The organism is Novosphingobium album (ex Liu et al. 2023) (assembly GCF_029076845.1).
In the GTDB taxonomy this organism is placed as follows: Bacteria; Pseudomonadota; Alphaproteobacteria; order Sphingomonadales; family Sphingomonadaceae; genus Novosphingobium.
The window spans coordinates 1-6,385 of record NZ_JARESE010000027.1 but is presented as its reverse complement, the minus strand read 5'-3'; the positions used below and the strand labels follow the sequence as shown (position 1 = coordinate 6,385).

General features: G+C 65.5%; 10 protein-coding genes. All 10 read left to right on the top strand.

Annotation, left to right across the window (positions count from 1 at the left end):
* On the top strand, positions 1 to 609 hold a 609-nt coding region (locus tag PYV00_RS09170), incomplete at its 5' end, for a head-tail connector protein (protein WP_275227969.1).
* Positions 587 to 955 (top strand): head-tail adaptor protein, encoded by a 369-nt coding sequence (locus PYV00_RS09165; RefSeq protein WP_275227968.1) that lies wholly within the window; start codon positions 587 to 589, stop codon positions 953 to 955. The genes PYV00_RS09170 and PYV00_RS09165, both read left to right, overlap by 23 nt.
* 13 nt (positions 956 to 968) lie before the next feature.
* Positions 969 to 1,190, top strand: coding sequence for a hypothetical protein (locus tag PYV00_RS09160; RefSeq protein ID WP_275227967.1), 222 nt, complete (start codon positions 969 to 971; stop codon positions 1,188 to 1,190).
* A 2-nt stretch (positions 1,191 to 1,192) separates the two neighbouring features.
* Positions 1,193 to 1,627, top strand: coding sequence for a hypothetical protein (locus tag PYV00_RS09155; RefSeq protein WP_275227966.1), 435 nt, complete (start codon positions 1,193 to 1,195; stop codon positions 1,625 to 1,627).
* A 3-nt stretch (positions 1,628 to 1,630) separates the two neighbouring features.
* On the top strand, positions 1,631 to 2,032 hold the full coding sequence (locus tag PYV00_RS09150; protein WP_275227965.1) for a hypothetical protein: 402 nt from the start codon (positions 1,631 to 1,633) through the stop codon (positions 2,030 to 2,032).
* 2 nt (positions 2,033 to 2,034) lie between these two features.
* A complete protein-coding gene (locus tag PYV00_RS09145; RefSeq protein WP_275227964.1) occupies positions 2,035 to 2,472 on the top strand; it encodes a phage tail tube protein in 438 nt (145 codons plus the stop codon).
* Positions 2,472 to 2,864 (top strand): hypothetical protein, encoded by a 393-nt coding sequence (locus PYV00_RS09140; RefSeq protein ID WP_275227963.1) that lies wholly within the window; start codon positions 2,472 to 2,474, stop codon positions 2,862 to 2,864. The genes PYV00_RS09145 and PYV00_RS09140 overlap by 1 nt, the downstream gene beginning before the upstream one ends.
* An 89-nt stretch (positions 2,865 to 2,953) precedes the next feature.
* The gene (locus PYV00_RS09135; protein WP_275227962.1) at positions 2,954 to 3,127 is read left to right on the top strand and encodes a hypothetical protein; all 174 of its coding nucleotides are present in this window, start codon (positions 2,954 to 2,956) and stop codon (positions 3,125 to 3,127) included.
* 1 nt (position 3,128) lies between these two features.
* Positions 3,129 to 5,774, top strand: coding sequence for a phage tail tape measure protein (locus PYV00_RS09130; protein ID WP_275227961.1), 2,646 nt, complete (start codon positions 3,129 to 3,131; stop codon positions 5,772 to 5,774).
* Positions 5,762 to 6,361: a hypothetical protein gene (locus PYV00_RS09125; RefSeq protein ID WP_275227960.1), complete on the top strand. Its 600-nt coding sequence runs from the start codon at positions 5,762 to 5,764 to the stop codon at positions 6,359 to 6,361. Before PYV00_RS09130 ends, PYV00_RS09125 begins: the two co-directional genes overlap by 13 nt.
* Positions 6,362 to 6,385 lie beyond the last annotated feature (24 nt).

The following is a 6,385-nucleotide window of genomic DNA, read 5'->3' as shown; positions in this document are numbered from 1 at the left end:
GCGCGGACGACGCGCCGACCGTCTGAACCGAGTGAGGGCCGGCCGCCGGCTGGCCCTCCTGCCCCCGGAGCTCACATGGCCGGTTTTATCAGCCTCGCGGATGCGAAGGCGCAGATGCGCGTCGACAGTTCGGACGAGGACGCGACGATCCAGCGCCTGATTGACGCGGCGAGCCGCCACGTCGAACGGCTCTCGGGCTATGTCGCCGGGCAGCGTTCCGAAACGTTCCGTTTCGACGTGTTCGGCCGACAGCTCGAACTTCGTCTTCGCCCCGTGGATCTCGAGAGCATCGAGATTCGCTATCTGGACGCCTCGGGCGCCGAGCAGACCTTCACCGATTTTCGGGCGACAGAGAAGCATGGCACCGTGCGCCTGGTGCCCGCGATAGGCGCGTGTTGGCCGAGTGCTGCCTGCGCCGTCGGCGCGATCAGCGTTTCGGCCCAGGTGGGCTTCGCATTGGACGAGGACGGGGCGGCGCCCGACACGCCGGACCATGTGCTGCACGCGGTGCGGATCTGCGTCGCCAGCTGGTTCCTGGATCGCGAGGAAGGCCCGGTACCACAAACGGTCATCGATCTTCTCGATGATGACCGGGCTCGCCGAGTCTGAGCCGATCATGACGCCGGCGGGAAAAAGGTTCGCTCGAATCGCATTCGAGCGGGCCACGATCGTGCGTTCGCAGCTCGGGACGAAGGGTCCGAAGAGCTGGGCGCGGATCGGGACGCCGCGGTTCGCGGCGGTGTTCTTCGGCGCCGGCTCGGAACGGCGCGCGGCCGCCGTCGAGCAGGCCGTCCAGGTCGCGACGTTCAACGTGCTCGCCGATAGCCTGACGCGCACGATCACCGTCGAGGACCGGATCATTCACGACGGCCTCGCCTGGGACATCACCGGCATCGTGCCGATCGGGCAGGGACCGCGCGAGATCGACTTCACCGCGACGGCTTCGCGGGGCTGATCAGGAGGCTACCATGTCCGAACTGGTGAAATACAAGGTCGTGCGTTCCCACTGGGGCGAGAAGATCGTCGACGGCGAGGCGGTGCGATACCGCTATCACAAGAACCACAATCGCACCGCCGACCCCGCCGAAGTGGCCCACCTTGCGAAGCGTGGCATCCTGGTCGTTCACCCCGGCAAATCGGATGCCGATGGGTTGAGCGGACAGGACGAGACCGAAGCGGGCGGGGCCTGAACATGGCGCGCCGGCAATTCGAGATGACGGGCGGCCCAGAGCTTGAGCGCGCCCTGTTGAACCTGTCGACCGCTATTGCGAAGCGGATCGGAATGCAGGCGCTGCGCAAGGCGGGCAAGCCGATCCTCGATGCCTACAAGGCTGGCACGACGGTCGCATCGGGCGCGCTGGTGGAAAATGAGGCGATGGGTCCACGGTCCCGGCTGAACAAGCGCCAGAAAAGGATGACGCCCAAACCCAGCCCACGCGAGATCGAGATCAATATCGGCACCGCCGATCCGGCAGGCCTTCAGGAAGAGCTGGGCCTGCGCCAGGACGCGAACCCGGCACTAACCCGCGCATGGGATGCCCAAGGTGGTCAGACTGCCGTCAATACCATCGCGCGCGAACTGGGCGCAGGTATCGAACGCCAGGCGCGCCGCGACGGAAGGCGGTGAGCCATGCCGATGGAAGAGGCGCTTGTCGGTCGCCTGCAAGGCGCGCCCGACGTCGCGCTCTATGCCGGCGTCCAATATAGCTGGTTCGGCTTCAATCGCGGCGAAAGCGGGCTGCGCGTCGCGCTCCGGCTGATCTCGGCTGGCGAGGAATGGACCCACGACGGACCTGACGGGCTCAACGAGCCGCGCGTCCGCTTCGACGTCGAGGGCGAGGACGCCGTTCAGGTCATGGCGCTCGCCCGGGCCATCATCTGCGAAATGCACCGCCCCGCCGATGTCGAGGGCGTGATCTTCCACCCGGCGCAACTTGCCGCCGACCGAACCTTCGACGCCGAAGAGCTGGGCGGCGGGGTTGCCCGCCTCCGGCGCCAGCTCGAATTCCTGTTCTTCTATGAGGAGAAGTGACGATGACTACCGCTGCCAAGACGAATTTCGGCAAGCAGCTCTGGATGGGTCCGGCTGCCGGCGTGCTGGTGAAGGTGGCCGAGCTGCTGACCGTGACGCCTCCCACCATAACGCGCGAAACGATCGACGCGACTTCCCATGACAGCACTGCCGGCGCGCAGGAGTTTCTGGTCGAGGGCATCTATGATCCGGGCGAGGTGCCCTTTCAGGTGCACTACATCGCCGGCAGCACCGGCGACGACGCGATGATCACCGCGGTGACCGATGGCGTGCTGCGCGACTTCAAGATCGTGGTGAAGTCGGCCGCCGGGACCGAGGATATCGAGTTCTCGGGCTATCTGACCAGCTATGGCCCGGATGAGGCCCCGACCACGGGCAAGCAGACCGCGAGCGGCGCGATCAAGGTCAGCGGTCCGCTCTCGCAGGCGGCGTCAGCCTGATGGGCAGCCCGACCGGCAGGGCCGGCTTCTCCTACGAAGGCGTGGATCACACCCTGATTTTCGACATGGAGGCCATTGCCTTTTTCGAGATGAAGGCGGGCGTGTCGATTCTCGAAGCGCTTCAGCGGCTCGAGGCGGCGAGGCTGGGTGGCTCCATGCCCATGCTCAGCCACCTGGCGTTTCTGATGCAGGCCGGGCTGCACAAGAACCATCCCGAGATCAGCGCCGAGGCGGCTGTGAAGATGGCGATCGATGCCGAGGTGCAGAAGTCACTCGGCGTGGCGGTGGCGTCCGCCATGCCCGACGCGGACGCGGACGCGGAGGGAAACGTGGCGAGCCCGGCGAAGCGGGCAAAGGCTTCGACTGGGACCAAGCGCTCGAAGGCGCGCTAGAGGCCGGGCTCACTCTTACCGAATTCTGGCAGGCCACGCCGCGCCAGCTCTGGCTTGCCCGCCGGGCCTACATAAGACGGCGCGGGTGGATGGCCTGGCACATCGCATCGCTCAGCCGGATGGACGCAAAGCATTTCCCCGACCTGGCCGAGATGACCGGCGCTGCCGAAACATCGGCTGCTCCGCAGTCCGACGCGCAGATGCTGCACTCGTTGCGGCTCTGGAAAGCGGCGCTCAAGCCGAAGCTGGAAGGAACCGCCTGACATGAGCACATTGATCGGCGCCCTGCGCGTCGTGCTCGGCCTCGACAGCGCAGGCTTCGAACGTGGCGCGACAGCGGCGGAGCGGCGCGCGCGCCAGTTGCAGCGGAACATCGAGCGCTATGGCCGTGCGATGACCGATCTGGGCGGAAAGCTGAGCGCGGCGGTCACAGTGCCGATCCTCGCCATGGGCGCCGGCGTGATCAAGGCGTCGTCTACCTTCGAGTCCGCGATGAACCGCGTGTCGATCTCGACGCAGGGCACAGCCGGGGAAATGAAGGAAATGTCGGACCTTGCCCTGCAGCTGGGTAAGGACACCACGTTCGGTGCGTCCACTTCCGCTGATGCGATGGACATGCTGGCCAAGAATGGCCTGACCGCACGGCAGATCCTTGACGGCGCGGCCAAGGCGGCGGTCGATCTGGCATCGGCCGCCGGATCGGAGCTGGAGCCTGCCGCGAACGCAATTACCGACGTGATGGCGCAGTTCGGCCTGACGACGAAGGATCTCCCTATCGTCGTCAACCAGATCACCGGCGCGGTTAACGAATCGAAGTTGAGCTTCGAAGACTTCACGCTGGCGATCGGCCAGGGCGGCGGCGTTGCCGGCGCGGCTGGTGTCGATTTCGCGGATTTCGCGACTGCTCTTGCGTCAGTCTCTCCGCTGTTCGCCAGCGGCTCCGACGCGGGCACCGCGTTCAAGACGTTCCTGATCAGCCTCAACCCGACCACCAAGAAGGCGGGCGAGCTGATGCGGCAATACGGCCTCAAATTCTACGATGCGCAGGGCAACCTGAAATCGATGGCCGAAGTTGCCGAGATTCTGAAGACCAAGCTGGGCGGCCTCAACGAGGAAGCGCGCCTGTCGGTCATGAAGGAAATATTTGGCACCGATGCCTTGCGCGTGGCCATCGGGCTGATGAACGAAGGCGCGGCCGGGCTGGACAGGGTTCGCGGTGCGATCAACAAAACCGATGCCGCAGCGCAATCGGCCCAGCGGCTCAAGGGCTTCAACGGCCAGCTTGAACAGCTGAAAGGCGCGGCCGAGACGCTGGCGATCCGCATCGGCCAGTCGGGCCTGCTCCAGTTCGTCACCGATATCGTCATCGCGCTGACCGGGTTTGTCGATAAGCTGTCCGAAGTGAACCCCGAGGTGTTGCGCTTCGCCACCATCATGGCCGCGCTGGCCGCCACTGTCGGGCCGGCGCTGATCATCGTCGGGCAGTTGGTGCAAGCATTCTCCGGCCTTGCAGCGGCGCGCGTCGCGTTGATGGGGCTCTCTGGCACGCTGGCGCCGATGTTGCCCATGATCGCCGTGTTCGTTGCGGCCGGCTTGCTCATCGCTGCCAACTGGAAAGACGTGAAGCCTGCGCTGAGCGAGGCCGCAATCGGTCTTGGAGAACTCTACGACGGCTTCATGAAGGTGCAGGATGCGCCCAGCTGGACCCAGAAGATGGAAATCCCAGCGTGGATGACGAGCGAGAAAACTAGCGATCTGCGCGAACTGGGCGAAGCGTTGCGCTCGGTCTACGACTGGATCAATCGCATATGGGACACGCTTGACCAGGCCGCGGCCGACGCGAACGTTGCGCAGGGCCAATGGATCGACCAGATTGTTAGGGACTGGAACACCCTAACGACTGTTGTTCCCCAGTATGTGAGCAAGATGGTCACCGCCATCCGCACCTGGGTGGTCGACAAGCTGGGGCAGGTCTGGGGCATCGTCACCGACAAGATCGACACCGTCAAGCGCGCATTCTTCGGTCTTTACGACGCGGTGGTCGGGCACAGCTACATCCCGGATATGGTCGACGGCATCGCCGCGCAGATGGATCGGCTCGACGCGGTCATGGTCGACAAGGCGAAGGTGGCCGCCAAGAGCACGCAAGAGGCGTTCATGGCCCTGGCCGAGCAGGTGCAGCCGATCCTCGACCGGCTGTTTCCCGAGGTCGCGAGACTGCGCGAATATCAGCGACAGGTGAAAGCGATCGCAGCAAGCCAGGGCGCGGGGCAGATTGATGGCGCTACGGCGGACGAAGCGCGCCGCCGTCTCTCGCTCGAATACTATGGCCTGCCGTTCCAGCGCGACGACGTCACCGTCTCGGCGCCGATCGATACCGCCGCGCTCCAAAAGCAGGTCGAAAAAATGACCGGCTTCGCCTGGCTGGCCTCCGACAACATCGAGGCAGCGAACGTCCGCATCGTCAAATCGTTCAAGGACACGGCCGACGCGACGATCGGCGCGCTGCAGCGGATGGCGGACGCGATCAAGGGCGGCGGCTTCCTTGACATTCTCGGCTCGGTCATCGGCTTCGGCCTGCAGCTCGGATCGATCGGCGCCTTCGGCGGCAAGATCGCCGCGAGCATCAACGCCTCGAGCAGGATTCCCGCCTACGCCGCCGGCACCTCATTCCACCCCGGCGGCCTTGCCCTGGTCGGCGAGCGCGGGCCCGAGCTGGTCAACATGCGCAGGGGCGCGAGTGTCATTCCGAACCACAAGCTGGGCGGCGTCACGAACAACTATTTCAGCGGCAACCTGATGACGCCCGAATTCTGGGCGCAGATCGAGGCGCGCGATACCGTTTCCGCCAGCGTGGGCGCCAAGGGCGGCGCCGCGCTCGCGAAGCAATCCGGGCTGTGGAAGCTGTGACGGTCATCCTGCCCGCCTTGCCCGGCGTCCGCCTGGTCGAGCCGTTCTATGTCGACACCGGCCTGCTGCAGCGGGCGCCGACGCGCGCGACGATCACGCGGATCAACCGGCCGGGCGGCCATATGGGCGCCCAGGTCACCTATCCGCCGATGCCGGCGGATATCGCGCGCGTGTTCATCAGCCGGCTGCTGGAGGCCAAGGAAGACGGCTTGCGGATGCCGTTTCCGCTGACCGGCGTCGACCAGGGCGATCCCGGCAATACCGTTATCAACGGCGCCGGCGCCGCAGGCACCTCGCTGCCGGTCCGGGGCATGACAACCGGCTATCAGTGGAAGGAAGGGTTCTGGGTCAGCGTCGTCGACCCCGACGGCATCCATTACCTGCACAACGTCCGCAATTCGGGCCAGGTGCTGATGGGTGGCGGCGTGCTCAACGTCCGGCCGGCGCTGCGCGGCGATTTCCCTGATGGCAGCCTGGTCATTCTCGATGCGCCCAGGATCGAGGGTGCGATCACCAGTGATATCGCCTGGCCGCTGCCGCACCAGAAGATCGTCACCATCGAATTCACCATCGAGGAGGCGGCATGATCAGGATCGGCCTTACAGGCCTGC